This is a genomic window from Methylomonas fluvii, assembly GCF_014850975.1.
Classification (GTDB): Bacteria; Pseudomonadota; Gammaproteobacteria; order Methylococcales; family Methylomonadaceae; genus Methylomonas; species Methylomonas fluvii.
The window spans coordinates 633,617-658,751 of sequence record NZ_JACXST010000002.1 but is presented as its reverse complement, the minus strand read 5'-3'; the positions used below and the strand labels follow the sequence as shown (position 1 = coordinate 658,751).

Sequence of the window (25,135 nt, the reverse complement as noted above, 5' to 3'; positions counted from 1 at the left end):
TTTGAGATTCTCGGAGCCCATAGGATGTGCTGAACGAAGTGAAGCGCATCGATCGCGATTGATGCACCTCTGGCATCGGCACATCCTACAAACAATTTGTTAAAACAAAAACATTGAAGTAACCACAATGAAAAAAATGACTAGCGCCGAATTGCGGGCCGCCTTTTTGGAATTCTTTCGCCAACACGGCCACGCCGTGCGTCCCTCCAGTTCGCTGGTGCCGGGTAACGATCCGACCTTGTTGTTTACCAACGCCGGGATGGTGCAATTCAAAGACGTATTCTTGGGGCGGGAAAAGCTCGACTTCACCCGCGCCGCCACCAGCCAACGCTGCGTGCGAGCCGGCGGCAAGCATAATGATTTGGAAAACGTCGGTTATACAGCGCGCCATCACACCTTCTTCGAGATGCTCGGTAATTTCAGCTTCGGCGATTATTTCAAGCGTGATGCCATCCACTTTGCCTGGGATTTTCTGACCAAGGAATTGGGCATTCCCAAGGAAAGACTATGGGTAACGGTGTTTGACGAAGATTCCGAAGCCGAAGCGATCTGGCTGGAAGACGTCAAGCACGATCCGAACCGTTTCTCGCGGATTGGCGCCAAAGACAATTTCTGGTCGATGGGCGATGTTGGCCCATGTGGTCCCTGCACCGAGATTTTCTACGATCACGGCGAACACGTGGCCGGCGGCCCTCCCGGCAGCCCGGACGAAGACGGCGACCGTTACATCGAAATCTGGAATTTGGTGTTCATGCAATACGACCGCGACAAGGACGGCAACCTGACGCCGCTGCCGGCGCCATCGGTCGATACCGGCATGGGCTTGGAGCGGATTTCGGCGGTGATGCAGGGCGTGCATAGCAACTACGAAATCGACCTGTTCCAAAACCTGTTAAAAGTGGCGGCGCAATTGGCCGGTACCAGCGACTTGAGCAACAGCTCGTTGCGGGTCATCGCCGATCACATTCGTTCCTGCGCCTTCATGGTGGCCGATGGCGTGTTGCCGTCGAATGAAGGTCGTGGTTACGTGTTGCGCCGAATTATCCGCCGGGCGATTCGTCACGGTTACCGCTTAGGTATTCAGGATACCTTCTTCTATAAACTGGTCGCGCCGCTAGTGGCGGAAATGGGCGAGGCTTATCCAGAACTGGCGAATGCCCAGGAACAAGTCGAGCGGATACTGAAAAAAGAAGAAGAGCGCTTTGCGGAAACCCTCGAACAGGGCATGAAAATTTTGGAAGCCTGCGTCGCCAAAATGGACGGCCATGTCATCCCCGGCGATGTGGTGTTTTTGTTGTACGACACCTACGGCTTCCCGGTGGATTTGACCGCCGACTTCGCCCGCGAACATAAGCTCAGCGTCGATCACGCTGGTTTCGAAGTGGAAATGGCTGCGCAGCGTGACCGGGCTCGCGCCGGCGGTACGTTTGCCGCTGATTACGATCAAGACATCAAACACGACAGCAACACCGAATTTACCGGTTATTTTCATCTGGACGGTTCTGTGCAGATTCTGGGCTTATTCAAACAAGGCCAGCCGGTTGATGCGTTGGAAGCCGGTGACGAAGGCGTGGTGATTCTGGATCAAACCCCATTCTATGCCGAGTCGGGCGGTCAAGTCGGTGATACCGGCCGAATCGAATGCGGTGACGCGGTGTTCGAGGTTCACGATACCCAAAAGCAGGGCGGTAAATTGTTCCTGCACAAAGGTAAAGTGTTGCGCGGTACGCTCAGCGAAGGCCAGGCTTGCGAAGTCAGCGTTGACGCTGAAATCCGCAAAGCCACCGAACGCAATCACTCGACGACGCATTTATTGCACGCCGCGCTGCGGGCGACCTTGGGCGAGCATGTTCAGCAAAAAGGTTCGCAGGTCAATTCCGAACGCTTGCGTTTCGACTTTTCGCATTTCGAACCGATGACGCCAGCGGAAATTGCTACCGTCGAACGCTTGGTCAACGAACAGATTCGTTTAAACAACGCGGTTGCCGCCGAAATCATGGCCAAGGACGATGCGGTGAAAGCCGGGGCGATGGCCTTGTTTGGCGAGAAATACGGCGATGAAGTGCGGGTATTGACGATGGGTGAATTTTCCACCGAGCTTTGCGGAGGCACCCACGTGCAACGTACCGGTGACATTGGTTTGTTTAAAATTGTCGGCGAAACCGGGGTTGCGGCCGGCGTCAGACGTCTGGAAGCGGTGACTGGTCAAGGCGCGCTGGATTGGATCGACCAGCGCGAAAAAGCCTTGCTCAGCATCGCCGGCTTGCTGAAAGCCGCACCGGACAAAGCCGCCGACAAAGTCCATCAGTTGATGGAAAAAACCCGCGGCCTGGAAAAGGAACTGGAAAAACTCAAAGCCAAATTGGCTAGCTCGGCCGGCGACGAGATGACCAGCCAGGCGGTCGATGTCAACGGCGTGAAAGTGCTGGCCGTGAAACTGGACGATGTCGATCCGAAAGCCTTGCGCGATTTGGCCGATCAACTGAAAAACAAACTGGGCAGTGCAGCTTTGGTCTTGGCGGCGGTCAGAGGTGAAAAAGTCAGTCTGATCGCCAGTGTGTCCAAGGATGCAATGGACAAGGTCAAAGCCGGCGAACTAGTCAATTTCGTCGCCACTCAAGTCGGTGGCAAAGGCGGCGGTAGGCCGGACATGGCGCAGGCTGGCGGTAACGATCCTGCCGGATTGCCGGCGGCGTTGGCGGCGGTGCCGGAGTGGGTGAGGGCTAAATTAGGCTAGTTGGTCATTACCCGCCGTTGAATTTGGTGGTGGTGTGTCGCTGACGCGACGGTTAATTTAATGTCGGTTCTCGGACCGACAACCGAGATACTTTTCTTTGCTTGTCCAAAGAAAAGTATCCAAAAAAAAGACACCCGGATGCCGCTTTTTTCCTGCGCTCCTCGCTTTTGGCGGGGGTTGCCGAAAGGGGCTTCCTGCCCCTTCGGCAACGTGCGGCATTCCTGCCGCACCCCTTCGGGCTGTTCCCGCCAAAAGCTCCGGTGCTCGGTGCGGCATACGGGACAAAACTAGCCACAATTTAGGTTGGAGTAGCGATACAGTAACCAAATATTTCGGAGCAGCAGTAGTTTGGTTATGGCTAATATCTAATCCAACCGATAAGACTAATTTTGAGTATTCGTCGAACTGTCAGTATCAACAAAAATAATTTGGAAGGGAAAATCTAGTGGCGTCTTTATTTTTAAATCGATTGAGTTCAGAAGACAGGCAAGTATTAGAAATTAAACTGCATCGCATCCAAGGAGGGAATTGCTTTATTTGTGAGCAGGCAATCGATTTGCAAGTACACAAAGGAGCGGTAGATATTGACCATGTTGTTCCTTTGAAACTTGGTGGTAAAGACGATGAAGATAATTTTGCTTTAGCTCACGCAAGTTGCAATAGAAGTAAACAAGCTTCTAACCTCAAAGTTGCGAGAGTGCTTCAACGTTTCGCGCGATTAAAAGAAGCTTTGGAGCCAGAAAATCGTAGCCCAAACCTTGGCGATATTCTTAAACAGGTTGGGGGAGGATGTCATGAGCTGGGTTTCAACCTAGCTGATGGGGGCTTTACCTACAGTCTGAGTGAATTAGGAAATAATACCCTCTTCAACGTGCCAGTGTATGAAGATGAGATGAGTGGTTTTCGGTATTTCTTCGCCAGAATCCCAATTGAATATCTTGCACATGACAACCATATCAATCCACGGTCAATTGGTCCTAACATCTCAAAACTTATAGAAGAGTTTTATCAGAAGCGTCCGCAATTACATGTGCCATTGGGTTGGATTCGGTCAGATGACAACAAATGTGCAATCCACATCTTTGATGGTCAACATAAGGCCGCTGCTCAAATCATGCTGGGTGCACGATATTTACCCGTTCGAGTATTCATCGACCCTGATCCAGACACGCTGATTACGACGAACACCAACGCGGGAACAACTCTCAAGCAAGTAGCATTTGATAAATCAGTACAAAGACATCTTGGTAGTTCGCTATATCACGACCGCATAGCCCGTTTTCAAAAGGAAACGGGGCGTAGTGAAGATGATCTTGGATTTTCGGAACGGGACCTAGTGAATCACTTCAAAGGACAGTCTAGGGAAATTAAACGCTATATCCTTGATGCGTTGCGGGATGGTGTAATTTCTGATCCAGATAATAAGCTACGAGATTACATCGATTTTGGCGGTCGAGGAAAAGAGCGTCCACTGTCATACAGTACCATCGAGAAGACCTTTTACTCGTTCTTCGTTTATCAGGAAGTATTAGAGACACCTATAAATTTTCATCTTGAAGAAGGTTCCAATCCACGACAACTGGAGCGAGAGCAAATACTCAGATTGATGAATCTCGCAGCTGAGGAAGTTTACGTTGATAAATTTGATCCAGAGATTGGTACAGATAAAATCGAAAACCGATTGCAAAATGGTGAATCATTTAACCATGATCATTTGCGTGCTTTTCGAATGAGCAAGGAGGAGATCGTATATAACTGGTTGCAATATTCTGGTCAGATTGCTAGACAGTATTTTATTATGCAAGATCGTCCCGATCCGCAAGGACGACTTTTTCAATATCCGTTTCCAGAGCAGGTTTGGGAAAATATGCGCAAGTTTCTACAGAACTTGGCTTCCCTTCCGCTTTGGGTGAATAGTGATCTTTCCGCTACAGTATTTGGTGGAAAACAAAACAATAGTTTCTGGAAGACCGTTTTTGAGACTGGCAGAACGCCGCAAGGCATGGAAGTGCTAGTAAGGCCACTCAACTTGATTGAGATGATCAAATAAACAAACGTAAATTGCATTCATTTTAGATCTTGAGTTTTGGGATGGTTTATATACCGTATGCTGCCCCGAGCACCGGAGCTTTTGGCGGGATTAGCCCGCAGGGGCGATGCAGGGATGCATCGCGTTGACGAAGGGGCAGGAAGCCCCCTTTCGGCAACCCCCGGCAAAAGCGAGGAGCGCAGGAAATAAGCGGCATCCGGGTGTCTTTTCTTTTGGATACTTTTCTTTGGACAAGCAAAGAAAAGTATCTCGGTTGTCGGTCCGAGAACCGACGTTAAAATAATCCGTCGCGATAGCGACACACTTATGTCGATCATCAACACAGATGGTTGAAACCGATGAACATTGCCGAACAAATTTACGAAACCGTCAAAACCTTGCCCGAACAAATCGCCTGCGAGGTATTGAATTTTGCGCAAAGTTTGAAAGCCAAACAAGCCGCCGAACATCGCTTGCGTCGGGAAAATGCGTTGTCTACGTTGGCTAATATCGCGGCCGTTATAAAGCTGAAAAATTCCAGCGTGAAGATCGTTTTGGTCATTAAATAACTAATTTTTTGCAAAATCATGTCAACATCAATAAATTTCCCTGTAATTGCAAAATAAAGGAAACAAGCAGAATGGCCACGATCACATTCGATACTCATGTTTTTGTCAAGAAACTGAAAGCTGTCGGTTTTACCGAAGAGCAAGCGGAGGTTTTCGCCGCCGAACAAGCTCGATTGATCGAAGATCAATTGGCTACCAAACACGATTTGCTTGAACTCGAAACCAATTTGCGTCGTGAAATCAAGCAATCTGAATTGCTGCTCCAAGCCAAAATGTCAGAAAGTAAAGCCGAGATGGTCCGCTGGGTTGTCGGTGTCGGAATGTTGCAAATTACATTGATAACAGCGTTGCTGTTACGGTTGTTGCCGGGGTAAAGCGAATAAGTCTACCTCGTCTGCCGGTGAGAGAGCCGCAGTAAAATAATCCATCTACTCGTCCTTGCGCTCTTCCTTGGGGGAGGGGTTGGGGTCATTAAAAAGCCAAAAGGTCAATAACAACATGGCATTGTACGTCTATAAATTTGGCGGCACTTCCGTTGGTACGGTCGAACGTATCAAGGCGGTCGCCGAGAAAGTGAAAAAAGCCCGCGATGCGGGCGATCAGATTGTGGTGGTGGTGTCCGCGATGAGCGGCGAAACCAATCGCCTCGTAGCCTTGGCAAAAGAGTTGCAGCCGCAGCCGACCGACCGGGAACTGGACGTGTTGCTGTCCACCGGCGAGCAAGTCACTATCGCTTTGCTGTCGATGGCCTTGCATCAGAGCGGTTGCGAGGCGCGCTCCTATACCGGCGCCCAAGTGCGGATACTCACCGATAGCGCACATACCAAGGCGCGGATACGGGAGATCGACGAAGCCAATATGCGTGCTGATTTGGATGCTGGTCGAGTCGTCGTTGTAGCCGGATTCCAGGGCGTGGACGAGCACGGCAATATCACGACGCTGGGTCGGGGTGGTTCGGATACCACCGGTGTGGCATTAGCGGCGGCCTTGAAGGCCGACGAATGCCATATCTATACCGACGTTGATGGCGTGTATACCACCGACCCGCGCGTGGTGCCAAAAGCCCGCCGCCTGGACCGCATTACTTTTGAAGAAATGCTGGAAATGGCCAGCCTGGGTTCCAAAGTCTTGCAAATCCGCTCGGTCGAGTTCGCCGGTAAATACAATGTCAAATTGCGCGTATTGTCTTCGTTCATGGAAGGCAACGGCACCCTAATTACCTACGAGGAATCAGAAATGGAAAGAGCGTTAATTTCAGGCATCGCGTTTAACCGGGATGAGGCCAAGTTGACCTTGACCGGCGTGCCTGATCTGCCGGGCGTGGCGTCGAAAATTCTGGGGCCGATTGCCGCCGAGAATATCGAAGTGGACATGATCGTGCAGAACATCTCCGCGCATGGCACCACGGATTTTACCTTTACCGTTAACCGCAACGACTTCGCCCGCGCGCAGAAAGTGTTGGAAGGTTTGCGCGCCGACCTGGGCGGCAATACCACGGTGATCGGCGATAACAGTATCGTCAAAGTGTCGATCGTCGGCGTCGGTATGCGTTCGCACGCGGGTATCGCCAGCACCATGTTTAAGGTATTGGCCGACGAAGGGATCAATATCCAGATGATCTCGACATCCGAAATCAAAATTTCTGTGGTGGTTGATGAGAAGTACCTGGAATTGGCGGTGCGTGCGTTACACAAAGCGTTTGGTCTGGATCAGGAGTAGTTCCGACAGGCTGGTGTTTGCTCGTTGCGAGCGCTAGGCAGTCAATAAATCCCCAGCTTTCTGTATCGTATTCAGATACAAGGCTGGGGATTTTTTTTGAATGTCCTTTGCAAAAACTGTGTTAAATAACTTAAAAATAACGAGGCATTTCCCTTGTTTTTTCTGATTTTTTATAAGGTATTTGCTTTTAGTCAATATAATCAAACGATTATATTTTGGCATTCTTTATGCTCTTTACCTCCGGTGGATTTTAAATTTATTCTGCGTGAGGTATCTTAATGGCTCAAGAATTAATTGTTGTAAATCAAGAAGTCGTGGCACAGCAAATCAATACTGCCGGCTTGATGCTGGGGGCGGGTTTGGCGGTGGCGTCAATGATCTTGGTACCTGCCTTGGCGATGCGTCTTGGTTTGAGCGCGAGTTTGACTGGCGCCCTGAGAATTGCGTTGATGAAGGCATCCAGCCGAGCGGCGCACGGCAAACGATGATCGCAGACGCTACCTCAGCGGATGTATTGATTTGTCAGCTTCAGAGTGATCGATCATTTCCTACTTGCGCTGGCCTTGTCAGCGTGTGATTTTGTTTTCGCTCGTGCCGTGTTTACCAAGGTTATTTAGGCGCTATAATCCGCACATGTGCACAGGTAATAAGTGAGTTCGTGTAACAATGGATGATAATAAGAAAAGCTGCGATCTTTGCGGGCTAGCCGTTGAAGTGGAAGGGTTTAGATTAAAAACCCTGCAAGGCGACAAGCGCTTTTGCTGCGAGGGCTGCAAGGGAATCTATCAAATGTTGCACGAGGCACAGGTTTTACCTGAAGACGCCGACGATTCAACCCAGCCCCAGTCTTAACCAGCAACGAGGACGCATATGGCACATGTTCACAACCCAAAGAAGAGCTCCAACGATTCATCCATGACTAAGCAGGTGGTGGCTGGTACACTAGCCACTGCAACTGTAAACACTGGAGGAAAATTGATGACTAAATTAGCGAAACACCCTCTATTGGTGTTCGGTGCAGGCATGGTGGCGGGCTATTTTGTATACAAATACCGAAAGGAAATTATTTCCAGCGCCACAAAAACGATTGATGCCGGCAAGGATTTTGTGTTGCATCAAAAAGAAAACCTCGAAGACATCGTTGCCGAAGCGAAAGAAGGCAATTAATCCCGTTCGATTCTTGGACATTTGGCTGTAACTTGAAACGGGTGGTCGTTGCAATGGCAGGACCGCCCGTTTTACTTTTCTCTGTTGACTATGGCTATCCAAAAAGAATTTGTACTACGTTACCGCCATGACGGTCATGTGCGTTTTCAGGTGCCTGCGCAAGCTTGTCAACCGACGGCGGCGAACTTAATCAGCACCAAGCTTGCTGCAATTAGCGGCGTGCAATCGGTGCAGCTTTATCGTGGGCAGGGCAAATTGTCTATCAGATACGATGAGGCTGTCTGTGGGTTTAGCAGTGTGGCGGCACAGTTGTTTCAAATTCTTGCGGAATTGGAGCAGCACGGTTATTTCGACAGTAAGCCGCTAGCGGAGAAGGCTAAAAAATCTGTTCTCGGCATTAAAAAGCGCTTGAAAGGCACCCGGATTGGCGGCTGGTTCAGTGATAAATATCAAGCTGGCAAGGAAACGGTACAGGCGGCCAAAATTATCGGCAAAGTCAGTACCAAAGGCCCGAAAGCCCTGTTTAAAGATCCCGAAAAAGCCACGATAGATTTCTTGAACGATGTGCTGGTCTTGTATTTGATAAAAACCCACTGGACCCGCATCACGCAAGAGTGGTTAGTCAAACCCATTGTGCATCGTTACGAGTGGATGGCGGTGTTTTATATGTTTTTCTTATTAGTGCGTTCGCGCCGGCCCAAGTAGAGATTGTCAACGCCCATCCTATGATTTCCATAGGATGGGCTCGCTAGCCCATCAAATCCTCAGTCGCCCATGGAAACCGATACTCTAAACTACGTGCATTTTTCCGTTCGACATCAGCTAAAAAATCGGATCAGGATAATTACGCCGGTGTTGCTTAACGACCCCGAGCGCGGCTATATCCTGGAAATCCTGCTGAAAAAGCGCCCGGAAATTAAAAGTGCACGCTCGGTGTTTGAAATTGGTTCGGTAGTCATAGAATTCGATTCTAATCGTTTGCCGGCAAAAAACTTGCTGATCATGTTGGACGCGGTGTTGGGTAATATCGCGTTAAAGCAGACTGAGTTAAAAAAAGACAAGAAAAAAGCCTTCGACGGGTCGTTGCAAGAAGTTGATTTGGCCGTACAAGGCATGAGTTGCGCATCCTGCGCGCTGTTGATCGAAATGGTGTTAAACCGCGACGAACGGGTTAAAAAAGCCGGCGTCAATTTTGCCACCGAAACCGTTACGGTGCAGGGCCAGATCAGCAAGGCGGAGGTGATCGATAAAATCGAAAAGCTGGGATACAGCGCGATGCCCATCGACACGCTGTCGCAGCGGAAGAAGCTTATCGAAAAGGAGTTGCAACGAATTGACGTAGCCCGGCGTCGATTTGTATGGGCAGGGCTGTTAACCACACCCGTGGTGACGATAGCCATGATGATGGGCGGCCGAACCTGGATGCATTGGTTGCAGTTTGCGCTGACCACGCAAGTCGTATTCGGCACCGGTAGCCAGTTTTTCAGCAAGGCGTATCGCCTGGCCAAACAACGCGCGGCCAACATGGATAGCTTGATCGCGCTGGGCGTGGGTTCCGCTTACGGCTACAGCATTCCGTCTCTATTCAGGCGGCGCGGCCATGTCTATTTTGAAGCAGCCGCAGCCATCATTACTTTTGTGCTGTTGGGGCGTTATCTGGAGGAAAGGGCCAGAGGCAAGGCCGGTGAAGCGATTCGCAAGTTGGTCGATCTGCAACCGCAAGTCGCGACCTTGTTGATGAGCGACGGCAGCGAGCGCAGCGTTGATGTAGACGAAATCAAGATCGACGATGTGATGCTGGTCAGGCCGGGTGAAAAAATTCCGACCGACGGCCTGGTGATTGTCGGTCTTTCCACCGTCGATGAAGCAATGATCACTGGCGAAAGCATGCCGGTGGTGAAAAGTGTCGGCCACGCCGTCATCGGCGGTTGTGTCAACGGCAACGGCGTATTGCATATCAAGGCCACGGCGATAGGCATGGATACTGTGTTGGCGGGCATCGTGCATATGGTCGATCAAGCTCAGGCTGCCAAGCTGCCGATTCAAAAACAGGTGGATAAAATCTCGGCAGTGTTCGTGCCGGCGGTGATGGCGATTTCCGGTGCAACGCTGGTAGGGTGGCTGCTGGCTGGCGCCCCATTTGCGTTTGCTTTCGGCAATGCCATCACCGTTTTGTTGATTGCTTGTCCTTGCGCCTTGGGTCTGGCGACGCCGGCGGCAATCATGGTCGGCACCGGTCAGGCGGCTAAGCAGGGTGTATATATCCGCAACGGCGAAAGTCTGGAAATAGCCAGTAAACTGAACGCGATAGTCTTCGATAAGACTGGCACGATCACCGAGGGTAAACCCCGAGTGAGCAAGGTCTATAAATTATCCCGTCTGGCTGAAAGCAAGTTAGTTATGTTGGCGGCATCCGCCGAAAACAACTCCGAGCATTTTCTCGGCAAAGCCGTGGTGGCCTATGCCCGCGACGCTGGTGTCGAGTTACAGGATTGCGCTTATTTTTATAGCGAAACTGGCCATGGTATTCGCGCCGAGGTGGACGGTTATAAATTATTGCTGGGCAATCGGGCTTGGCTGGAAAATCAGCAAGTTGATGTAAGCCGCCTAGTGGAGCAAGCCGACAATTTTGCTGATCAAGGGCAAACCCCGGTTTACATGGCGATCAACGGCAAGGAAGCGGCCATATTCGCGATTGCCGATAATCCGCGCCCGGAAGCTGCAGCCGCTATTGCGCGGCTGCACGACTTGGGTATTAAAACCATGATGGTCACTGGCGACACTGAAAGAACCGCGTATCGCATCGCGGATACAGTCGGCATAGCCGATGTGGTCGCTAACGCCAAGCCCGAGCAAAAGTTGCAAATCATTCGTCAGTTGCAGGACGAAGGACACAATGTCGGCATGATAGGGGATGGTATCAATGATGCGCCGGCGCTGGCCGCGGCCAATGTCGGCTTTGCAGTAGGCAGCGGCACGGACATTGCCATCGAATCAGCCGATCTGACGCTGGTGCAGGGTGATATTGGTAAAGTCACCGATACGATCGAACTTAGCGCATTTACCATCCGGGTTATTAAACAAAATCTATTCTGGGCGTTCGGTTACAACACCATAGCGGTTCCGGTGGCGGCGTTGGGTAAACTCAATCCGATGATTGCGTCCGCGGCGATGGCCTTGAGCTCGGTGTCTGTCATCGTCAATTCACTTCGATTGAACAAATAAATGGAACACAATATGGAAGGTATGGATCATGCCATGCACGGCATGACCGAAATGGCTGCGGCCACGGGATTTGATTACTCCCTGGCGTTCGTTGCCGGATTCTTGGGCAGCGGTCACTGCCTGGGGATGTGTGGGGCGCTAGTATCCGGTTACTTCATGCGGGCTGGGAAAAGCCGCAGTTATCTACCTTATATTGCCTATCAAGCCGCTCGAATTTCCGTGTATACGATGATCGGCGTATTGGCTGCTTCTTTGGGCGTGGTGCTGGTATCCAGCGGTTTGTTCGGCAAGATCCAAAGTATCCTGCAAATGTTGATGGGCGCAGTCGTCATTGTCCTGGCGCTGGGCGTATTGGGCTGGATACCTTGGCAAGGCTCGATACGCTTGATTCCGATGCAAATGTTACGCAAAGGCTATGCTGCGGCGAATCAAAAAGGGCCGTTGCTAGGTTCGGTTATCGCTGGCCTTTTGAATGGGTTGATGCCCTGTATGTTGACGTTTGCCATGGCTGTGAAAGCCACCACGGCTGCTACGTTGCTTGAGGGTGGGGCGTTAATGTTGGCATTTGGCGCAGGGACTTTACCGATGATGCTGTTTATCAGCGTCGCCTTCGGCAAAATGAGTGTGAAATTACGCGGTTTAATGTTGAAAGCGGCGGCGTTCATCATGCTGTTGATGGGAGCCAATACCATTAACAACGGTTTGAGTTTTTACAAAGATCAAAACTTCAACCACAGTCATTTTCTGGTGTTTGTGCAGGATAAACTTGATGAACTAATCGTTTTTCTGCACGAAACTTTCAATTACATTGGCAGCATGCTGAGCAGTATTCAAGGAGTGTGATTGCAATTCGGCGAGCTGACCGAACTTAGTGCTGGAAAAGTTCGAAATTACAGGTATAATGCACCAATGAATTGCTGGTGTAGCTCAGTTGGTAGAGCAGCTGATTTGTAATCAGCCGGTCGCGGGTTCGAGTCCCATCGCCAGCTCCATATATATCAAAGGCTTAGGTGTTTTTCACCTAGGCCTTTTTTATTTTGAGTCACCATAGAGTCACCACGCGAAATAGAAAAGGGTGGTAACAGATAGGCGGCTTTTTTCACGATTCTACTCTGCCGCATCTCAATTGCGGTGTCCCTGGAGCCGTATCTTCGGCTATTCCTAAGCAACTTTCGGCTTCCTGGCGGTCGATCTGAGTCAAAGGGTAGAGCGTTGAATAGCTGGCACCCGATATTTCCAGCCGCCCCGGTGTCGACGCCAACAGGCATTACGCAAATCAAAATTCACACCGTTGACGAAAGTCTCCGTATCGGAAACTCACCACGATCCAGCCGAACCGAGCCGATATACTGGCTTTGCGTTAGGTTGGCGAGCCTAGTGCAGCCGGCCCCGCGTACAAATATGTTGGAGTCGGCATCTTGTTAGCTCATGAAATTGCAAGGATGCATCGAGCCGGCGGTCTTTGGGTGAGGCCGCCGGCTTTTTTATGGCTGATGAATTTTTGATGGCACAATTTTCTCAAGTTGGTAACTGGCTAAACCGGAAGGACTCGTTCCCCGGTCATTGGAAGTAGTTGCAAGAAAAGGCTGCGATTCGTCGTGGCCTTTGCTTTTTGCGGCCGATTGTATCGATTGGGCATTTGGGCTATATTCAAGCCGTCGGCAACCCCAGCTTTGGCTGCTGGGTTCGATGTCGGCGTAAGCAAAGGATGCGATTATTATTCGTGTCCTTTGCTTTTTGCGCGATATTTCATTATCGACGCGGCCTAGATTCAATCTAGGGTTGCCGCACTCGCAAATAGATCTATGCTTCACCACTGTAAACCTCCTGCATCCCAGCGTCATCAAGACCGATAGCGTAGGCTTCGCGCCAAACATCGACGTGATACGCCTTAACCGTGCCATAGTTCGCATCGAACACGTCAATAGGCTCCATACCCATTTCGATACCCGCTGACTTGAGCAATCGCCAGTTGAATTTTTGGCCGTGGTGGATCATCTGCATGCGTTTGATAGTGCAGTATGCTTTTGACCGATCCAATTCGACAGATAGCTTGTTGACCAGTTTAACGGCTTGACTTGCCGTGTTCATTGATGTAGCTTCGCGGCGTGAGCCGATTTCAGCCTTTGTGGCTATGGCGTGGTTACGTTCTTGTTCCAGGTGCTCGATGTGCTCAAGCAATGCTACCTGTTCTCTCGCAAGTTCAAGTCGCGTTTTGGGCTTTGCGGCTGCTGCCGCTGTGGCTTGCAGCTCGCAATCAATGAAATATTGACGAACTTCTTTACCCTTTGCGTTTCTTTCTACCATCGCTATTTCTTTAGCCATGTCCAAGGCGATATGGTAATCAGTGACTTTGCGCCTTCCGCCAAAGGCAGTGTCGTCGTTGATAAAATTATCAATAACGACAAAATCAATAGCTTGAGTGAATCCGTACTGCTCGATCCTGTCCTTGATCCAGTTCGAAAACTCCTGCTTGCTTTCGACGAATACCCATAAATCACGAGCATTACAGGTCTGAATTGTTACACCAGCCAATTCCCGCGAATTGATTGCTATTAATTCACTCATTGCACACCCCCAGCAGCAACCACAGCATCACGCTCAGCTATCTTCGCGTCTAGCCAAGCCTGCACCTCGGTATCAATCCAGGCGTCCGCCTTTCCAACTTTTATCGGGCTTGGGAACCCATCGGTTTCAATCAGCACCTTCAGCATGTTGGAACACACGCCAGCCATTTGCGCCGTTTGAGCGCGCTTCATCGCTTTTTTCATTTCAACTATCCGAATCAATTAATGTAGAACTGATTCTATTTGCTGAAAATTAGCGTTTTTGCCCGCTTTTCCGAATTGAATATCTGGCGCTCGCCACAATGGTGAGTTGAATACAATCAATGCCTTGCCATGAACCCACCCTTCAAGACCAAAGGCGGATTTACGCCTTCGCGTTCAGATGTGAAAGGGGTACGAATTAAAATCGGACCCTTTCAATGTCGCAAGGTGGTGGCGAGTTGAATACAATCAACGGTTCGCGTTTGAAACGCGCCCCTTGGAGCCGGCAATAGCAATCCTAAATCGGGCGAACGCAAATTTGCCGGCGTCTACATGATGTTGGCAATTCCTACGCCATCAAAACGGACATGGTTGCGCATGGTCATAATGACCATACGCAGTTTTCAAAAAAACCTAGCAAATTTGCGGGCGGGCGAGTTGCCCTAGAATTTCAGGGCACCAATCAAGCCCTTGTTTTGACTCAACACCGGGAATTCCCGATATTGGGCTGGTAATTGTATCAATGCGGGATGATACAAAACCGCTCAAGGCCAGTAAATTCGCGGAGCGAGCGGTATTGATGAGCTTGCAAATCGGAACTCCTGGTTCCGTTTTGGCAGGTGATGAGGAACGAAACCTTATCCCTCCAATACTACCGATTTTGTTCCTTGGCCTTAGCCAACTGCGCCTGAAAATAGGCGTCGTAGTTCCAGCCTGGTCGAGGCGGCGGCGGTGTGCGGGGCTTTGGCATGGTCATCATGGCGATATTTCGAGTTTCAAAGCTGATAGTTTATGCCTTGGATTTGGGAGTTACCGCGGCAATGTTCCTGATGTGGACAAACCACCGATTCAGGTTGAAACCTGATGGGTGAATGTGTACACGACGCCCCAATCCACACAAGCAGGGGGTGAATGCTCCTGTTCGGTCATCCCCAGTCTTTCGCCAAACTGAAAAATAATTTCCTGAAGGTCCGTCTTTGGTAGGTTACGAGTCGTTCGCGCTGCAAAGTTTGGGGCGCACCAACCTAGCTGTGACGATGCTTATCATGCTGGATATGGCAGCGGACGTGTCCTGCCTTATTCCTGCTCAAACCCGATCGGGACGAAAAGGGATGGGGATGCTTATTAAGTGGTTTGTGTTGTATCCCCATCCCTTCCATTTTGTCGAACACAGATGCCGTTTCGTCCGGCATTTTGCTTTAGTGCAATAAAGACTACTTCATGCCTGTTAGTGTGGTGTAACTCGAGATCAGGTTGCGATAGTCGGGAATGTGATTGGAGAATAGCGCACCCAATCCTTCGATGTCGTTACGCCAGTCGCGATGCAGTTCGCAGGCGGCGCCGAACCAGGTCATCAACTGAGCACCCGCCGCCGACATCCGATCCCAAGCCGCATGCCGGGTGATTTCGTTGAAGGTGCCTGAGGCATCGGTTACCACAAACACTTCGAACCCCTCTGCCAATGCCGATAGCACCGGGAAGGCCACGCAAACCTCGGTCACCACGCCGGCAATGATCAACTGCTTCTTGCCCGTCGCCTTGACGGCCTTGACGAAATCTTCGTTATCCCAGGCATTGATCTGGCCAGGGCGAGCGATATATGGCGCATCGGGGAAGATTTCTTTCAGCTCGGGCACTAGCGGCCCATTCGGTCCTGATTCGAAACTGGTGGTCATGATCGTGGGTAGATTGAAATACTTGGCGGAATTGGCCAGCGCTAGGACATTGTTCTTGAATTTGTCTGGGTCGATGTCACGCACCAGAGACAGCAAGCCTGCCTGATGGTCTACTAACAGTACGGCGGTGTTATTTTTGTCGAGACGGACATAAGGTGTAGTCATGGTATTGCTCCTTAACGGTTGATTAGGTGCCCGGGCACTGGTTGAGACGCTCAGCCACCCTGAGGTGGTTGAACGGTATCTTTTACATTTGGCCGAAATGGCCGCTGTTGAAATCGTCTATGGCTTGCATGATTTCTTGTTGACGGTTCATCACCAACGGACCCTGACCGACAACGGGCTCGTTTATCGCTTCGTCGCTCAACAGTAACACGACGGCATCGGTGTTGCCTCAATGGCGAACTTTTGCCCTGACTGGCCCAGCACCACCAATTGCGCCTCTCGTGCGGTCGCTTTGCCGTTTACCCGCACGTTTCCGCGCAGGACCGCTACTAATGCCACACTCCATCCTTCCGGCAACGCCAGTTCAGTCATGCCGGCCCGGGACCGATAACGCTACGCGCTGCAAGCCTTTCGATGCTGCGTTTTACATGGCTCAGATTTGAACCATCTTTCATCATGGTGGAAATTTCCATCATCTTTCGACGGTAGGGTAGGCACAAAAAAGCCGGGGGGTTCCCGGCTCTTGATTCTGGGGTGCTTAGCTTAGGCCCGCGTCCAGCGCATGAATATATAAAGACCAGTCACCACCTCGAACGCTGCCAAGCTTAGCCGCCTAATGATTTTAGGTTGCGTATGGCTATATCGCCTCATGATAGCCGCGCGAATCCTGAAAACGATCATGCAAAGCTTAAATCGTATATACCAGTTCATTTCACACATCCTTTGCCCGGCTGGCCCGCCCCAACAGTGGCAGAATCATTGACTGCCGCTGCGGCCCGGTATTTCTTCAACTCGGCGTCGATTCCCGCGGCTTGTTCGGCAGTGATTCTGGCAAAGTCGATTAGCTTCGCCAATATGGCAACTTCCGGGTAGGCCTCAGCGGGATTGGCGGCATAAGTCGGTTTTTCCTCGGCCTAGTGCCTCTCCAACTGGTCATACTCGCCGTTTTGATGCGCCTCGGTGATCGCCTGAATATCCATCATTTCACGATTGGCCGCGCACAGGGCGTGGTACAGATCCAGATCGGTTTCGGGGTCGTTTATTAGGTGCTGCAATACCATCTCAAGTACACCGCTCGCGCGCTCGGCAGCTTGCATAATCACATCAATCACGGTTTCACCGGTACGGATCTGTCTTACAATGGTCAGGGTGCTCATAGTGCTAACCTCTTACGACCGCGTTTCTTTTCCGGCTCAACTGCATTGACGGTCATGTTGTACTCTTCGAGTAACCATTTATCTATCACTGCGATTGGCCATACATGTTTTGGTATTTTGCTAGAATGCGGTGGAACCTTCCCGTCTTTTATCATTTGATCAAGAGTTCTCAAGCTGACTGAAATTGCAGCTGCGAATTCTTCTCGATCTAGCGCTAATTTGTTGTTATTCATGTTGTACCTCCCATCTCGCGCTTCGTTGAACTGTCTTGGGGTTCGTCCCGCAATATGGCGTCCGTAGCCGCTTTGATTTCTCTAATCTCACGTTCCACCGCCCATAACGAATAAACGATTGCTTCTCCATACGCGGGAGCGGAACAGGCATCGATTAACAGCTCCACAACGGCGTGGGCGCGTTGCGCTGACTCAAAAACACTGTCCAGCCTTGGGGTTGCTGTATTTGCACTCATGCTGCACCGCCTTTAGCACTGTCGCGAAGGAATAGGCCGGCTTTGACTTTGGCGTCTGCCAGCGATTCAGCCTCGAATTCGACCAGCATTGCCTTGGTGGCATTGTCGTACAATCGGTATAGGTTGCCGGCGGCTTGCAGGTGGTTGTCTGCCCAGCGCTCAACCTCGGTGAATTCTTGCGGTTTATCGGTGGTGCGGTTGTCTTTGGGCCAGATAAACAGCTCTAAGGTGCGGAACCCGCTATTCATCTCATTCTGCACAACAAACAACGAGTTACGGACGTTCTCGTCTGAAATATCTTCGACGTAACTTTCTAAGATCAGTGTAAGGACAGCCTGTGCGCGCTGAATATCGCAAAAAGCATTGAAAGCGGCGGCAAAGGCGGTGGCTTCTCGGGCGGTTTCGCCCTCGTTGAAAAATTTGGTGGTCATAGCGGCATTCCTCGAAAAGATGAAAACCGCCGCCGATGTTTTCCACAACACGGGCGACGGGATTGAGTGGGGTGGAAATACCGCATCGAGGCGCGGCCAGCCTTTCGGCCGCCCATACAATCCCGCCATAAAAGAGGCATAGCAAAGCCATGCAAAAATGACGCGCATAAAAAAACCACTAAGGTCAGTGGCGTTTTTTACGCCTCGATAAACGGGTTTCCACGCCCGGCGCCGAATGTGTCGGCACGGTTAAAGCTTAGGCTGGGTATTGGTGTGGTGTCAAGGAATTTTTTTACCAAATAAGTGAATGAGGATATTGCCTAGAGACTTTCGGTAGGTAATGATATAGCTACTCTATTTACTTTTATTCCTATTTTTTCAATCACAAGAGATAAATCAAATGACGGATACAAAAGATTCAGAAACACAGGATCTATTAACGAGCTTAACTCTTTCGAGATTACATGAGTTATCAAAGCAAATGACACTAGACACAACAAATCCGTTTGAATTTAAAGAGACTCTAAAAGTTGTAACTAAAGCCTTGGTATTGGCTTTAGACCGTAACGAAATTACATTTAGTAATGACGAAACGGCCCATTACTTTTATTCTCTTCTGACTATCCTAATAGATCATTCAATCGATGGTAGGTTTAAAGATATGTTCCAAAACGCTACAATTAATTGATTTATTTCGATTAATAGATATTTCTTTGGTTGAGTTTATTTTCTGACGTAATGGTCTTTGATTGGTCGGTTATCTCCCCAGCATCTGTGGAAAACCCTGTGACAAAGCCGTGACAACTTAACCTAAGTAGCCGCCAGGCAACAAGGAAGGTCAAATTGACTGAAATTTGGTCAGCACTCAATAACGAGATATTGCGAACGCCGCGCACGGTTTACGAGGCCGTTAACCGGCTTTTGCTCATCATGAACGATACCGAGCGCCGGGCAGTTGCCAGCGCGGAGGAAGACGAACTGGTCGGGTTCCACTTTTGCCTCGGCGTAGCGATCCGGAATGCGTTTGGGCTACACAACCCCGGCAGTGAATTGGCGGCGGCTTGCGGCACCGACATTCATCCGGATGATGCAAGTGGCGTTATTATCCGGGCGCTTTGGGAACGGCTGCAGGATGGCGAAGGGAAATAGCCATATTGCCACTAACTTAGCTCGCTTGCGTGCGGATGCCGAATGGTTACGGGAGCACCCCGGAATCTACCCAATGGAGCGTTGGCTAAGACTGCCACTCGCATTAAGCAAGGCCGGGCAATTTGACGAAGCGATCAATGAATTTCACCGGCTTCTGGATGAAGTTGAAGAGCGCGTCAAGAATGAGGCTCCCCGTCAAAGCCCGGCTATCCGGCAAAAGTTTGCGCACCTGAATTATTTCCAGATATACGACCAAATGAGCTCGGCTTGTAAGCGCCAGAAATTGGTTAATCAAGCGCAGCAATACGCAGCACTGGCCGAACAACACTACCAGGTGTTTATGGATATGTCGGTGGAGTCCGGTCACTATAAATCGAGACACTAGCACCCGACCACTACGGATGCTTAACCTTCAGCTGGAATGAATATCCCCCAGTTGGTGGTTGCCGGCCCGGCGCGTCTTCACCAGACTGAAAGATAGGGTGCTTAATACCGATGTACCGAAAAAACTGGCGCGCCGCTACACGCGCCATGATGGTGACGTTCACCGCTGCGAACATCTTAGCCATTGCTGGGGGCAATTAAGCCGATCACCGAGCTATACCACTTATTTTGCTTGATCGGTGTTCCGTTACCATGTTTTTTGCCGGTGTCGAGCACTTCGGCATACTTGGCGCCCGCTGCGGTTAAATCCCAGATCTTTTTATTCTTGGCACATTGTAAGTGCTGTTGTAACCCGGCATCCTCAAGCAGTTTGTTGACCTTTTGGGCTGACAACCCGAGCTGTTTGCCGATGTCGGTAGAGGTAAGCAGAACTTCCTTGGTGTCGGCAATTAGCTCGGTCGCGCCAAGGTTACTCAAAACATCCACACCGGTGGTCTTCGCGGTTGCCCGGTTTGCAGACAGGATAGCTTGGTTGCCATCGAAGATAAGCTTTGCAACGCTCAAATTGGATGTGAACACCTCGTTTGCTGCGATGTAGTCTCGCGGCGAAGCCGGAGGCGCTAATGCTGAACCGTCTTGAGCTGTTTTAGCGTTCACGCCAATAGAAATCAATTTACTGACCTCGTCATCGAGATGGTGAGTCAGCGCTACCTGAGCGGTGGCGTTTATCAGCATGATTGGCTTGCCATAACTGGCTTTAAAAACTGGTCCAAAATCAGGACCAGCTTCGGATTCTTTGGTTAATTCGACAATATCGCGACGAACCACATAGTCCGGATATGTTTCAATGTTACGAATCAGTCTGTTGAAATGCTGAAGCTGTGAGTACTTTCCTCCCACCGATTTATTCGCTTGATACTGCTGGTGGAAGTATTGTGAAGTGAAATAAATCTGTCCCGCGTAATGGACCGGCTGGAACAGAGGATTTTCATTGATTAACGCACTCATTCTGCACCAGCCTCGGCATTGGCCGCATCGCGCTCAATAGCCTTTTGATCGATCCAGCCGTCAATCTCAGACTCGATCCAACCAATCGAGCGACCATCACCCAACCTTATTGGTGCCGGAAACGCGCCGGATTTAACCATTCGCTTCAGGGATGATTCCCCGAGTTTGGTTTTTCCCAGCACTTCCGGCTGTTTCAATATTCTCTTCGACATAAGCTACTCCGCAATTTGTATTAGGAGTGCTCATACTATGCGTGGGGAATATCGGTTTTTGCCCGGTTTTCCGATCTTGAACCCGCCGGAAGGCTTCTGAACCCTAATATGTTCAATTGGGATTTTGGCCCGATCAGATTTATTTAGTGACGTGTGTTGGCAATAAAAAGTATTGAATCCTTAAAGCCAACAGTTGTAGAATTTTCGCGTGGGTAGACCGAAGCGGATACCTATTGTGCCAGTTCGAGAGTTCGACTGGTTCCCCATGGGTGCTCATTTGAGCGACAGGGGGCAACCTTTTGTTAACTCGGAGACTCCCATGGCACAACGTCGCAAATCACTTATAAAACCCCGCTCAATCGCTTTTTCCCGTCAATCAGGCCACTGTCTTTATTGTGGTCAACCGATGTGGACCAGCAGCGTCGAAGAATTCGCCGCGAAACACAAAATAACGTCTGCTCAAGCGAAGCTACTTCAATGCACCGGAGAGCATTTAAAGGCTCACCATGAAGGTGGCAAGGCCGATCAGAGTAATATCGTTGCCGCGTGTTTGTATTGCAACCAAGGACGGCATAAACGGAAAGACCCGCCGGAGCCAGAGCAATATAAGCGGCTGGTTTATCAAAGATTAAGCAAGGGAGGGTGGCATCAACTAAGGATAAATTAAACGTTTCTGACATGGCTTCTGGTATTGCTCGCTATTGGTCGTGCAATACCTGAGTCCGTGACAATCAGACCTTACCAAGTCGGTGCTATTCCGGGGTGGTGAACTGGTGCTAACGACCCAAAACGGCCTGTCACGCTTCTCCAAACCGGCCACTCAGCCAAAGCCAGATTTTGCAAACTGGAGGACTACAAAGCAGCCGTTGGTGACCTCACACAATCGGCCTAATTTGCGTCGAAAATTGACCCACGTTTAATCACTATCCTGTTTATTTTAAGCAGGAGGACGCAGCTCGCGCGTCAGCAACAGGCCAGCAGGCACACCTACATTCCCTTGCAGTTTGCCCCCCGGCGAAGCCTTTCAATTTGATTGGAGTGAAGAGTGGGCCGTTATTGGTGAGGAGCGTGCGAAACTGCAAATTGCCCATTTCAAACTGATCTAACTTGTGATTTTTTAAAAACCCATCCGCAGACTTTTCAATACTTCTGCCACTTCGGGTTTTGCGGCCGATGAGGGTGGGAATATAGCGCAGATTGTGCGACGAATTTCCGGATCTGACAGATAACGAACTCGAATCTTATCTGCATTTTTGGTAATGGTGAATTCCGGCATTAGCGCAACACCGATGCCGGCGCGTACCATACTCAGTATCCACTCTTCGCTATTACTTCTATAGGCAGCATAAAGGTTGACCTGCCGACCCTGACACACACTCCTCAGTGTTTCACGCAATTCACAGTTCAGGCGATCCAAGTAAGGTTCAGTTTGTATGATTGCTAAATCAATGTGTTGCATTTGATTGAAACGGTGTTTGTCGTTGAAGGCAACGACATAGCGTTCTTCGTAAAGCTTTAAAGACTGGTAATGCCCTGCCGGTAAGGATGTTGGTGCGCTGATAACTAAATCCAAGCCATCTTCATCAAGTTGATTCAATAGATTGCATTCACTGTCGACGACTAATTCCAGTTCTACATGTGGGCGTTCTTGCTGAAAGTCAGCGAAGAATGGACTTAAATGGTGTGCGGCAATTGTCGTCATCACTCCGATGCGAAGTGGAACAGTATTTAAGCGGCTGAAACGCACAGCCTCTGCTTTGACGGCTTGCGTCTTGCGCACTATTTCGCGTATCGAAGGTTCGATCAAACGTCCTAAAGCCGTCAACCGACATCCGCTACGGTCTCGGCTAAATAGCTCACCGCCAAGTTCATCTTCCAATTTCTTAATTGCTTGCGTCAGCGAGGGTTGGGCCACATAGGTTGCTTGTGCAGCGCGAGTGAACGAACCGTTATCGCAGACGGCCAGAAAATAGCGAATTTGTTGCATTTCCATAGTTTGCTCCTTTTCACATAGGAAAAACCTATTATTCTATAGAAAATATGTATTTTACAGTTGCCATAACTCATTATTTAATATAGTCACCCAGTCACATAAATATTCAAAATTCCTATGAAATCCGCAAAATTAATCGTAATGTACCCTACGCCAACAGATTTAAAAACGTTTGAACGTCGATATGCTGATGAGCATGTGCCGATGGCTGTGGAAAAGCTGGTCGGCAAAACACGATTTGTCGCCTCATTGATTCTTTCCAATGCAGACAAATCCGCAGCGCATTTTCATCGGATTGCCGAGGTTTATTTTCCATCACTCGCTGAATTAAAGGCTTGTCTGAATTCACCAGGCGGTCAAGAAACAGCTCAGCATGCCGTTGAGATTTCTAGCGGTGGTGAGCCGTTGTTTCTGATCTCCGAGGTGGAAACCTTTGATTTCTAAACCGACCATCGGATTTAACATAATCACAGAGGGAGCAAATCAATGTCTAACTCTATCAACAGACTAAAGAAGATGGTTCATAAGCGCATTAGGTGGCTGCGTTTGCTGCCTGTTGTCTTTTGGATCGGATTAATGCCGACTATTGCCCAAGCGCATCGCGGTGCGCCTGACGAGGCCGATACTTGCGTTACGAGGGTTGGTTTTGAACGAGTCCATTTCACGGCCTATACCCCCACTCTGTCAGGGGATCGGGAATATTGCAGCATCATTCCCGAGATCGGCCCAACTAATTTGGTGTTCGACTACGAAGGTAAAAGTCTGCGCAATGTCAGCGTGGAATTCGAAATCACCAAAGAACCTGAAGGGCAAAGGGTTTTTTATCAGCAGCCGAAAAAAGTTAAAAACGGCACTTTCGATAGTTTGGTCGATTTTAGTCAGTATGGTGCTGGTAATTATTTGGCTCACATTGCTATTGTCGACAAGGATAAGCGTCTTGATACTCATATTCCGTTCTCTGTTGGCCTAGAATCGGTTCCGGGAAAAAGCTATATGCTGCAGATTGTGATGATCGGAAGCTTGCTGTTGCTGGCTTATATATTACTGAAGTTAGCGAATAAGGAAGCACTCAATCACTCACCTGAGGCATGATCGAATGGTACAGGCGAGTCAAACGAACTTAGGGGGAATATTATTATGAATATGACTCAATTAAGGGTTTATCTTTTAAGAATTAATTCTTGGCAGAAAGTGCTATTCGGGTTACCGATATTAATTATGGTTGTCATGCTTTTGATGGATCATAGTGGCGACTCGGTAGAATTGGGGCAAGCCGTGTATCGGCCTGAGATGCTGCAACGTCTTTGCAAAGCCGATCAACTCAGTGGAGACGCTGGAGAGACTTATGGCGAAGAAACCGAAAACGGCATCAAATACAATGTCCGCGCACCAGCCAATTATGATGCATCCGTTGCCCACCCACTATTACTGGTATTTTCTCCGGCGGGATCGAATCGGGCTAAAACCGAAAAAACAACAGGGTTCACTTTTCCTGCGACCCAAGCCGGTTTCATCGTGGCCTATGCGGATCATCCGGAATTATCGCCCAGCACTACCGTAGAATTAGGCACCATTCCCAGTTTAATGGCTAAAAAATGGTGTATTGATGAAAAACAAGTCTATGTTACCGGACATTCCGATGGAGGAACTTCGGCGATGGCATTAGCATTTATGACTGGCACAGGACACATCCCACGTGCCATTGCGCCGAGCGCAGCCGGGGTTGCGTATGATGATTTACGCGACCGCAGATGCCCTGAACCCTTGCCGGTTATGGTTATGCACAGCAGCAAGGATCGCCTGTTTCCTGGTTATGGTCAGCAAGCGGTGGGTTGGTGGGCGGCTTGCAATAAATGTGATCCTATTCCGGATAAAATCGCAAATGGTTGCTCCTCTTATTCAGGGTGTGCCGGGGGCGTAAAAACGTTGTACTGTGAAGGTGATCAAATCCATTCACATTGGCCCGAGCGTACTCAGGATATCATCGAGTTTTTTGTGTCAGCGTCTCAAGTTAGCCCACGGGAGGCAAAGTGAAATGGGCTCTATATGAGTCGTAGTGGGAATAAAGGTAAACCTAAAAGCAAACGGATGACCCGGATTCCATCTCGGGTCTGCCCCTTTTAGCGGCTGAATAGTTGGCTGGCAACCGACTCGGCTCGCATTGAGAGCTGGCGGCCTAAAACGGCTGAACAACGGATTGGCTCCAGGTGATGGGGCATTGATAATGTCAATTTGCTAGCCGAATACCGGACAGCCGATTGGGTTACATGATGCCTT

General features: G+C 49.8%; 31 protein-coding genes and 1 tRNA gene. 19 read left to right on the top strand and 13 right to left on the bottom strand.

What is annotated here, in order from left to right:
- The first annotated feature begins 127 nt into the window (after positions 1-127).
- The 12 genes from alaS to EBB_RS12500 all read left to right on the top strand — a co-directional run bounded on the left by alaS (position 128) and on the right by EBB_RS12500 (position 12,438).
- Complete coding sequence (alaS, locus tag EBB_RS12555; RefSeq protein ID WP_192394168.1) at positions 128-2,737, top strand: alanine--tRNA ligase; 2,610 nt, start codon at positions 128-130, stop codon at positions 2,735-2,737.
- 445 nt (positions 2,738-3,182) lie between these two features.
- Entirely contained in the window at positions 3,183-4,787 is a 1,605-nt protein-coding gene (locus tag EBB_RS12550; RefSeq protein ID WP_192394167.1) for an HNH endonuclease, read from the top strand.
- 338 nt (positions 4,788-5,125) lie between these two features.
- Positions 5,126-5,335 carry a DUF2281 domain-containing protein gene (locus EBB_RS12545; protein ID WP_225587428.1) on the top strand — a complete coding sequence of 70 codons (210 nt, stop codon included), beginning with the start codon at positions 5,126-5,128 and terminating at the stop codon, positions 5,333-5,335.
- Between the two features lie 71 nt (positions 5,336-5,406).
- Positions 5,407-5,709 carry a CCDC90 family protein gene (locus EBB_RS12540; protein ID WP_192394166.1) on the top strand — a complete coding sequence of 101 codons (303 nt, stop codon included), beginning with the start codon at positions 5,407-5,409 and terminating at the stop codon, positions 5,707-5,709.
- Between the two features lie 124 nt (positions 5,710-5,833).
- A complete protein-coding gene (locus tag EBB_RS12535; protein ID WP_192394165.1) occupies positions 5,834-7,054 on the top strand; it encodes an aspartate kinase in 1,221 nt (406 codons plus the stop codon).
- Between the two features lie 278 nt (positions 7,055-7,332).
- Positions 7,333-7,542: a hypothetical protein gene (locus EBB_RS12530; RefSeq protein WP_064009365.1), complete on the top strand. Its 210-nt coding sequence runs from the start codon at positions 7,333-7,335 to the stop codon at positions 7,540-7,542.
- A gap of 178 nt (positions 7,543-7,720) precedes the next feature.
- A complete protein-coding gene (locus tag EBB_RS12525) occupies positions 7,721-7,906 on the top strand; it encodes a heavy metal translocating P-type ATPase metal-binding domain-containing protein (RefSeq protein WP_033157280.1) in 186 nt (61 codons plus the stop codon).
- 63 nt (positions 7,907-7,969) lie between these two features.
- Positions 7,970-8,221, top strand: a complete 252-nt coding sequence (locus tag EBB_RS12520; RefSeq protein ID WP_225587427.1) for a hypothetical protein — start codon at positions 7,970-7,972, stop codon at positions 8,219-8,221.
- Between the two features lie 90 nt (positions 8,222-8,311).
- Positions 8,312-8,926, top strand: coding sequence for a hypothetical protein (locus EBB_RS12515; RefSeq protein WP_192394164.1), 615 nt, complete (start codon positions 8,312-8,314; stop codon positions 8,924-8,926).
- A 69-nt stretch (positions 8,927-8,995) separates the two neighbouring features.
- On the top strand, positions 8,996-11,446 hold the full coding sequence (locus EBB_RS12510) for a heavy metal translocating P-type ATPase (protein WP_192394163.1): 2,451 nt from the start codon (positions 8,996-8,998) through the stop codon (positions 11,444-11,446).
- Complete coding sequence (locus EBB_RS12505) at positions 11,447-12,289, top strand: sulfite exporter TauE/SafE family protein (protein ID WP_225587426.1); 843 nt, start codon at positions 11,447-11,449, stop codon at positions 12,287-12,289.
- 73 nt (positions 12,290-12,362) lie between these two features.
- Positions 12,363-12,438: transfer RNA gene (locus tag EBB_RS12500), tRNA-Thr, on the top strand.
- Between the two features lie 811 nt (positions 12,439-13,249).
- Here the strand turns inward: EBB_RS12500 and EBB_RS12495 are convergent.
- The 10 genes from EBB_RS12495 to EBB_RS12460 all read right to left on the bottom strand — a co-directional run bounded on the left by EBB_RS12495 (position 13,250) and on the right by EBB_RS12460 (position 18,280).
- Complete coding sequence (locus EBB_RS12495) at positions 13,250-14,014, bottom strand: antA/AntB antirepressor family protein (protein WP_192394162.1); 765 nt, start codon at positions 14,012-14,014, stop codon at positions 13,250-13,252.
- Entirely contained in the window at positions 14,011-14,217 is a 207-nt protein-coding gene (locus EBB_RS12490; RefSeq protein WP_192394161.1) for a helix-turn-helix transcriptional regulator, read from the bottom strand. Before EBB_RS12490 ends, EBB_RS12495 begins: the two co-directional genes overlap by 4 nt.
- Before the next feature lie 1,211 nt (positions 14,218-15,428).
- Positions 15,429-16,055: an isochorismate family cysteine hydrolase YcaC gene (gene ycaC / locus EBB_RS12485; protein WP_192394160.1), complete on the bottom strand. Its 627-nt coding sequence runs from the start codon at positions 16,053-16,055 to the stop codon at positions 15,429-15,431.
- An 82-nt stretch (positions 16,056-16,137) separates the two neighbouring features.
- Positions 16,138-16,266, bottom strand: a complete 129-nt coding sequence (locus EBB_RS26470; RefSeq protein ID WP_223146834.1) for a pirin-like C-terminal cupin domain-containing protein — start codon at positions 16,264-16,266, stop codon at positions 16,138-16,140.
- A complete protein-coding gene (locus EBB_RS26465) occupies positions 16,254-16,427 on the bottom strand; it encodes a pirin-like C-terminal cupin domain-containing protein (protein WP_223146833.1) in 174 nt (57 codons plus the stop codon). Before EBB_RS26465 ends, EBB_RS26470 begins: the two co-directional genes overlap by 13 nt.
- A gap of 335 nt (positions 16,428-16,762) precedes the next feature.
- On the bottom strand, positions 16,763-16,909 hold the full coding sequence (locus tag EBB_RS12475) for a hypothetical protein (RefSeq protein ID WP_192394159.1): 147 nt from the start codon (positions 16,907-16,909) through the stop codon (positions 16,763-16,765).
- Between the two features lie 60 nt (positions 16,910-16,969).
- A complete protein-coding gene (locus EBB_RS12470) occupies positions 16,970-17,212 on the bottom strand; it encodes a hypothetical protein (protein ID WP_192394158.1) in 243 nt (80 codons plus the stop codon).
- The gene (locus tag EBB_RS12465) at positions 17,209-17,445 is read right to left on the bottom strand and encodes a hypothetical protein (protein ID WP_192394157.1); all 237 of its coding nucleotides are present in this window, start codon (positions 17,443-17,445) and stop codon (positions 17,209-17,211) included. Before EBB_RS12465 ends, EBB_RS12470 begins: the two co-directional genes overlap by 4 nt.
- Positions 17,442-17,681 (bottom strand): hypothetical protein, encoded by a 240-nt coding sequence (locus EBB_RS25910; protein ID WP_225587425.1) that lies wholly within the window; start codon positions 17,679-17,681, stop codon positions 17,442-17,444. Before EBB_RS25910 ends, EBB_RS12465 begins: the two co-directional genes overlap by 4 nt.
- Positions 17,678-18,280, bottom strand: a complete 603-nt coding sequence (locus tag EBB_RS12460) for a hypothetical protein (protein ID WP_192394156.1) — start codon at positions 18,278-18,280, stop codon at positions 17,678-17,680. The genes EBB_RS25910 and EBB_RS12460 overlap by 4 nt, the downstream gene beginning before the upstream one ends.
- Before the next feature lie 232 nt (positions 18,281-18,512).
- Between EBB_RS12460 and EBB_RS12455 the strand changes: the two genes are divergently transcribed.
- The 3 genes from EBB_RS12455 to EBB_RS12445 all read left to right on the top strand — a co-directional run bounded on the left by EBB_RS12455 (position 18,513) and on the right by EBB_RS12445 (position 19,646).
- A complete protein-coding gene (locus EBB_RS12455) occupies positions 18,513-18,800 on the top strand; it encodes a hypothetical protein (RefSeq protein ID WP_192394155.1) in 288 nt (95 codons plus the stop codon).
- A 155-nt stretch (positions 18,801-18,955) separates the two neighbouring features.
- Positions 18,956-19,261, top strand: coding sequence for a DUF6794 domain-containing protein (locus EBB_RS12450; protein ID WP_192394154.1), 306 nt, complete (start codon positions 18,956-18,958; stop codon positions 19,259-19,261).
- Positions 19,245-19,646, top strand: coding sequence for a hypothetical protein (locus EBB_RS12445; RefSeq protein ID WP_192394153.1), 402 nt, complete (start codon positions 19,245-19,247; stop codon positions 19,644-19,646). The genes EBB_RS12450 and EBB_RS12445 overlap by 17 nt, the downstream gene beginning before the upstream one ends.
- 176 nt (positions 19,647-19,822) lie before the next feature.
- Here EBB_RS12445 and EBB_RS12440 read toward each other — a convergent pair whose 3' ends face one another.
- Together EBB_RS12440 and EBB_RS12435 are read right to left on the bottom strand one after the other, a co-directional pair.
- Positions 19,823-20,653, bottom strand: coding sequence for a hypothetical protein (locus EBB_RS12440; RefSeq protein WP_192394152.1), 831 nt, complete (start codon positions 20,651-20,653; stop codon positions 19,823-19,825).
- A complete protein-coding gene (locus tag EBB_RS12435) occupies positions 20,650-20,865 on the bottom strand; it encodes a helix-turn-helix transcriptional regulator (RefSeq protein WP_192394151.1) in 216 nt (71 codons plus the stop codon). Before EBB_RS12435 ends, EBB_RS12440 begins: the two co-directional genes overlap by 4 nt.
- Positions 20,866-21,184: 319 nt before the next feature.
- Here EBB_RS12435 and EBB_RS12430 point away from each other — a divergent pair, with 319 nt between their 5' ends.
- Positions 21,185-21,532: an HNH endonuclease gene (locus EBB_RS12430; protein ID WP_192394150.1), complete on the top strand. Its 348-nt coding sequence runs from the start codon at positions 21,185-21,187 to the stop codon at positions 21,530-21,532.
- A gap of 450 nt (positions 21,533-21,982) precedes the next feature.
- Here EBB_RS12430 and EBB_RS12425 read toward each other — a convergent pair whose 3' ends face one another.
- The gene (locus EBB_RS12425; protein ID WP_192394149.1) at positions 21,983-22,858 is read right to left on the bottom strand and encodes a LysR family transcriptional regulator; all 876 of its coding nucleotides are present in this window, start codon (positions 22,856-22,858) and stop codon (positions 21,983-21,985) included.
- A 117-nt stretch (positions 22,859-22,975) separates the two neighbouring features.
- Here EBB_RS12425 and EBB_RS12420 point away from each other — a divergent pair, with 117 nt between their 5' ends.
- From EBB_RS12420 to EBB_RS12410, 3 genes are read left to right on the top strand one after another with little or no spacing between them, the layout of a single operon-like run.
- Positions 22,976-23,302, top strand: coding sequence for an EthD family reductase (locus tag EBB_RS12420; protein ID WP_192394148.1), 327 nt, complete (start codon positions 22,976-22,978; stop codon positions 23,300-23,302).
- Positions 23,303-23,344: 42 nt separating this feature from the next.
- On the top strand, positions 23,345-23,950 hold the full coding sequence (locus EBB_RS12415; protein ID WP_192394147.1) for a hypothetical protein: 606 nt from the start codon (positions 23,345-23,347) through the stop codon (positions 23,948-23,950).
- A gap of 45 nt (positions 23,951-23,995) precedes the next feature.
- Positions 23,996-24,892, top strand: a complete 897-nt coding sequence (locus tag EBB_RS12410; RefSeq protein WP_192394146.1) for a CE1 family esterase — start codon at positions 23,996-23,998, stop codon at positions 24,890-24,892.
- The last annotated feature ends 243 nt before the right edge of the window (positions 24,893-25,135 follow it).

Coding starts and splice junctions, on each gene's coding strand:
- EBB_RS12420 (WP_192394148.1), top strand. CDS start 22,976: ATGAAATCCGCAAAATTAATCGTAATGTACCCTACGCCAACAGATTTA.
- EBB_RS12510 (WP_192394163.1), top strand. CDS start 8,996: ATGGAAACCGATACTCTAAACTACGTGCATTTTTCCGTTCGACATCAG.
- EBB_RS12515 (WP_192394164.1), top strand. CDS start 8,312: ATGGCTATCCAAAAAGAATTTGTACTACGTTACCGCCATGACGGTCAT.
- EBB_RS12540 (WP_192394166.1), top strand. CDS start 5,407: ATGGCCACGATCACATTCGATACTCATGTTTTTGTCAAGAAACTGAAA.
- EBB_RS12465 (WP_192394157.1), bottom strand. CDS start 17,445: ATGAATAACAACAAATTAGCGCTAGATCGAGAAGAATTCGCAGCTGCA.
- EBB_RS26465 (WP_223146833.1), bottom strand. CDS start 16,427: ATGACTGAACTGGCGTTGCCGGAAGGATGGAGTGTGGCATTAGTAGCG.
- EBB_RS12415 (WP_192394147.1), top strand. CDS start 23,345: ATGTCTAACTCTATCAACAGACTAAAGAAGATGGTTCATAAGCGCATT.
- EBB_RS12410 (WP_192394146.1), top strand. CDS start 23,996: ATGAATATGACTCAATTAAGGGTTTATCTTTTAAGAATTAATTCTTGG.
- EBB_RS12440 (WP_192394152.1), bottom strand. CDS start 20,653: ATGAGTGCGTTAATCAATGAAAATCCTCTGTTCCAGCCGGTCCATTAC.
- EBB_RS12460 (WP_192394156.1), bottom strand. CDS start 18,280: ATGCGCGTCATTTTTGCATGGCTTTGCTATGCCTCTTTTATGGCGGGA.
- EBB_RS12535 (WP_192394165.1), top strand. CDS start 5,834: ATGGCATTGTACGTCTATAAATTTGGCGGCACTTCCGTTGGTACGGTC.
- EBB_RS12530 (WP_064009365.1), top strand. CDS start 7,333: ATGGCTCAAGAATTAATTGTTGTAAATCAAGAAGTCGTGGCACAGCAA.
- EBB_RS12430 (WP_192394150.1), top strand. CDS start 21,185: ATGGCACAACGTCGCAAATCACTTATAAAACCCCGCTCAATCGCTTTT.
- EBB_RS12495 (WP_192394162.1), bottom strand. CDS start 14,014: ATGAGTGAATTAATAGCAATCAATTCGCGGGAATTGGCTGGTGTAACA.
- EBB_RS12545 (WP_225587428.1), top strand. CDS start 5,126: ATGAACATTGCCGAACAAATTTACGAAACCGTCAAAACCTTGCCCGAA.
- EBB_RS12490 (WP_192394161.1), bottom strand. CDS start 14,217: ATGAAAAAAGCGATGAAGCGCGCTCAAACGGCGCAAATGGCTGGCGTG.
- EBB_RS12505 (WP_225587426.1), top strand. CDS start 11,447: ATGGAACACAATATGGAAGGTATGGATCATGCCATGCACGGCATGACC.
- alaS (WP_192394168.1), top strand. CDS start 128: ATGAAAAAAATGACTAGCGCCGAATTGCGGGCCGCCTTTTTGGAATTC.
- EBB_RS12425 (WP_192394149.1), bottom strand. CDS start 22,858: ATGGAAATGCAACAAATTCGCTATTTTCTGGCCGTCTGCGATAACGGT.
- EBB_RS12455 (WP_192394155.1), top strand. CDS start 18,513: ATGACGGATACAAAAGATTCAGAAACACAGGATCTATTAACGAGCTTA.
- EBB_RS12445 (WP_192394153.1), top strand. CDS start 19,245: ATGGCGAAGGGAAATAGCCATATTGCCACTAACTTAGCTCGCTTGCGT.
- ycaC (WP_192394160.1), bottom strand. CDS start 16,055: ATGACTACACCTTATGTCCGTCTCGACAAAAATAACACCGCCGTACTG.
- EBB_RS25910 (WP_225587425.1), bottom strand. CDS start 17,681: ATGAGTGCAAATACAGCAACCCCAAGGCTGGACAGTGTTTTTGAGTCA.
- EBB_RS12435 (WP_192394151.1), bottom strand. CDS start 20,865: ATGTCGAAGAGAATATTGAAACAGCCGGAAGTGCTGGGAAAAACCAAA.
- EBB_RS12520 (WP_225587427.1), top strand. CDS start 7,970: ATGACTAAGCAGGTGGTGGCTGGTACACTAGCCACTGCAACTGTAAAC.
- EBB_RS12525 (WP_033157280.1), top strand. CDS start 7,721: ATGGATGATAATAAGAAAAGCTGCGATCTTTGCGGGCTAGCCGTTGAA.
- EBB_RS12470 (WP_192394158.1), bottom strand. CDS start 17,212: ATGAGCACCCTGACCATTGTAAGACAGATCCGTACCGGTGAAACCGTG.